The organism is Mesorhizobium sp. M7A.F.Ca.US.010.02.1.1 (assembly GCF_004023085.1).
Lineage (GTDB): Bacteria > Pseudomonadota > Alphaproteobacteria > Rhizobiales > Rhizobiaceae > Mesorhizobium.
Genome location: NZ_RZRV01000128.1, coordinates 1 through 478, shown reverse-complemented (window position 1 = coordinate 478; position 478 = coordinate 1). Strand labels below are relative to the sequence as shown.

Here is a 478-nt window from a genome sequence, read left to right as displayed (position 1 = left end):
TAGTCTCGTGGGCTCGGACGGATGGCGTCATCGCGTGGCGGCCCCAGGTCGCATGAAAAGGCACCCGGTCTAATGACGCACCAATATCCGGACAGCTTGTCACTCTGATCCAAATGTCGTGAAATCGAGGTTTAGGCCGTAGAGTCTATTCGAGTATCGTGACGAGCGATGAAGATGACTGTCGAAAAGGGTTGGACATGGATGCCACCGGACTGAAGGCCATGCAGGCGCCGCTCAAGGACGCCTATCGCGACGACGCGTCGAGCGCGCTGGTCACGCTCAGGGCCAGGGGCTCGATCGACGACCAGTCGATCGCCTGCAAAGTTGAGACGGGCCGGGCGCTGGCCGTTGCCGGTCTCCATCCGGCTACCGGCGGTTCGGGGCTCGAACTGTGCTCGGGCGACATGCTGCTGGAGGCGCTGGTCGCTTGCGCCGGCGTGACGCTTAAGGCGGTGGCGACGGCGCTGGAGTTCAAACT

General features: G+C 62.6%; 1 pseudogene. It reads left to right on the top strand.

Annotation, left to right across the window (positions count from 1 at the left end):
- Positions 1-197: 197 nt before the first annotated feature.
- Positions 198-478, top strand: a pseudogene (locus EOA19_RS35060) (OsmC family peroxiredoxin); the annotation flags it as partial.